At 44.4% G+C, this 2,952-nt stretch carries 3 protein-coding genes; 1 reads left to right on the forward strand and 2 read right to left on the reverse strand.

Annotated elements, in window-relative coordinates; all coding sequences use genetic code 11:
- Window positions 1–290 precede the first annotated feature (290 nt).
- Together NT178_00080 and NT178_00085 are read right to left on the reverse strand one after the other, a co-directional pair.
- Complete coding sequence (locus NT178_00080) at window positions 291–617, reverse strand: hypothetical protein (GenBank protein MCX5810935.1); 327 nt, start codon at window positions 615–617, stop codon at window positions 291–293.
- A 764-nt stretch (window positions 618–1,381) separates the two neighbouring features.
- Window positions 1,382–2,431 (reverse strand): IS481 family transposase, encoded by a 1,050-nt coding sequence (locus NT178_00085; GenBank protein MCX5810936.1) that lies wholly within the window; start codon window positions 2,429–2,431, stop codon window positions 1,382–1,384.
- Between the two features lie 238 nt (window positions 2,432–2,669).
- Between NT178_00085 and NT178_00090 the strand changes: the two genes are divergently transcribed.
- Window positions 2,670–2,855: a hypothetical protein gene (locus NT178_00090; protein ID MCX5810937.1), complete on the forward strand. Its 186-nt coding sequence runs from the start codon at window positions 2,670–2,672 to the stop codon at window positions 2,853–2,855.
- Window positions 2,856–2,952 lie beyond the last annotated feature (97 nt).

The raw sequence follows: 2,952 nt of genomic DNA on the forward strand, positions 1-2,952 counted from the left end.
ACCACCATTGCCGCTACCATCGTTCCTAATGTCTTTTTCATGATCTGTGTCCTCCTATGTCTATTTTTTTATTTGTTTCGTTTGACTTTATACATTGCGTAAAGCGTGCCAAGTCGTATGAAGTGAACTTGGACGTATCGTAAGTGCATGTTATGGATAGATATAAATGAAAACAAAGTAGGGCAGGGCGATGATTTTCAGGCCGGATGATGGATGCTTTTTTAATGAAGCTTTAAAATTGCTTGAACGAAACGATGGGAAATGAAATTCGTGACAGCAGATAAATTCTTTCAACGCTTATTTCCATGATCCCGGTTGCAGCACGCGCCGACATCCCCATGGGTAATCGAATCTCTTCCGTAATGCCGTTCCCCTATCAGACAAAGCCTGATCTCCAACATCAAATATCCTGATCCATATAAACGCCCATTTCTCATCCCATATTCATCCTTCCCCTGATTGTTAAAAATTGCCTTAGAGATTATCTTAGGGCCGAAAGAAAGAGAAGAGGAGACATAAAGGCCATGACGACCACCAGCAACGAAAGAATCGAATTCAGTCCTCAGAGAGACATCTTGGGGAAAACGATAGAGAGAAACAGGACCAGCCGTCATCATATGGCAGGTCTCAAAGGATTATAAACCGTATCAAAAGACCCAATGTGCACCCCGTTTGAAACCAGGTAGATAACAAAGATAACGAGTCTTAACTTTAGAGAGAGGAGATAAAGACCATGATAAAGACAGCAAAACCCGGAGAAAAGAAACTGCAAGACAAGAGCGAGAAAGTACTGGGGAAACAGGAAATCGAGTGCTACGAATCAACCTTAGTGGACAACGTTGTGTGTTAATGCCACCACGATAACGATTCTTAACTTAAGAGAGAGGAGGCAAGGATCATGAAGAAGGAAAAGAAAGCATTCAGGGGTTGGGTTGACCCGATGGCTACGCCTTATCAATACAAGAAAGGCTGATAGTCCCGAGAATACATAAGGTCTGCCACAACGGCAGTCAATACAAGAAAGGCTGATAGCCCCGAGAATACATAAGGTCTGCCACAACGGCAGAGGGAGTCGAGAGAGGTAGCCATGACGGATGATATGAAAACCCTGCCTCTCTCAAAGTTAAGGGCGGTGGTTGGTTAGACACCGCCTTTACTTTTTTTTTCACTGAGGCCATCTCCAGCAGAAACAGTGATCACCAAAGAGAAAGAGGAGAATGCATATGCAAAAAGAAAAAGAGAAGAAAGATGTAAAGGATTTGAAGACACCGGAAGCTGACATCCTTATGTGTCTGGTAAATGGCGAGGTTCCGTAAAGCTTTAACTGTCCTGAACGAGACTTGATTTGACAGTGGCCAGATCCTCCGGATTGTAAGCGGGTTTATGCCGCTAACTTCTTATCCAGATTTTTCTCTTCAAAATACTTTCTGCCATCAAGGAACGTATCCATGGGAGTCCTTCCCTGGCAGCGTTTTCCCTGATGGGTTCTCATAAGGTTATATTTTTCCATATACGCATCAAGGTCCATTTGCAAGGTATCTATATCGGAGTATAGCTTTTTGCGAAAGGCAACTCGGTAGAACTCGTTCAGGATCGTTTGATGGAGTCTCTCGCAAATGCCATTCGTCTGTGGGCTCTTTACCTTGGTCTTCGTATGTTCAATATCATTAAGCTGCAAATAAAGCTGATAGGGATGCTTATCCGCAGATCCGCAATATTCCGTCCCACGATCCGTCAAAACCCTTAGAACCGGGATATAATGGTCTTCAAAGAAAGGAAGAACACTGTCGTTGAGAATGTCGGCTGCCGTAACAGGAACTTTGGCCGTGTAAACCTTGGCAAAGGCGACCGAGGAATAGGTGTCAATGACAGTCTGTTGATAAATACGCCCGACACCCTTTAAATAGCCTACATAGAAAGTATCCTGACTAATTAGATATCCGGGATGGGCCGTTTCAATCTCATCTGGATGGGATTCCCGCTCTTTCTTGGCTACTTCCAGAGCCACAAGCTGCGCTTCCGTGTAAACAATACCTTCTTGGGCAGCTTTCTCTTCGAGTAGATTCAATCGCTTCTTGAAAGTCTCCAATCCATGGCGAAGCCAAATGCTTCTTACTCCACCGCCAGATACCAATATCCCATCTTTTCTCAACTCATTGGATGCCCTGGCCTGGCCATATGCAGGATACTCATAAGCCATATTCAGAACGGCATCTTCAACTTCCGGCGCTACGCGGTTCTTAAGACAAGGCTTCCTCCTACTCTTCTCACGGAGGCCCTCTAATCCATACTCTTCATAGGTCTTTTTGATATCGTAGAAATGCTGACGTGATACACCATTGATCTTGCAGGCTTGAGAGACGTTCTGAAGATATTCAGCCAGCTCTATTAAACTCTGCTTTTTTCTGATAAGCTTTTCCTGGGTGGTCATGATTTTTTTCCTCCTTGAATTTGATTGCTGCTAACAATCCAGGAGGTAATCTGACCACCTTTTACAACTAACTGTCAACTCAAGTTCGTCTTCTCACACTTTAACTCCATCCCCTGACCAAGCCCCTATCTGCATTTGATTCAGGGGCTTTTTCTTTTGACCTCAGCCGATATTTTTAATATACTCTCGTTCCGAGATCTCGCCGACAAAAAAATCAAGAAAGAGGACCATCAATAGCATGACCAATAAAGGCATCCCTTACATCGACCATACTGGAACCATGATCATTCCCTTTAGTGCTGACCAGAAATATCATTTTTGGAATGGCGGGCAGCCGCTGTCAGATACCTTATTGGAGCTGAATACGCCGGAGGACATATGGAGTAAGCATATTGAAAAGCCCTATCCTGGGGATGCGGTGTGATCTGGGGGTAGGGCATAGGGAACGTATTGGAAGCGCCCCATACTTCTCTTCGTCAGACTCGTTTCGATACGCAACCGGCTATTTCTTAACCAATGCA

The sequence above is a fragment of the Pseudomonadota bacterium genome (genome assembly GCA_026388255.1).
In the GTDB taxonomy this organism is placed as follows: Bacteria; Desulfobacterota; Syntrophorhabdia; order Syntrophorhabdales; family Syntrophorhabdaceae; genus JAPLKB01.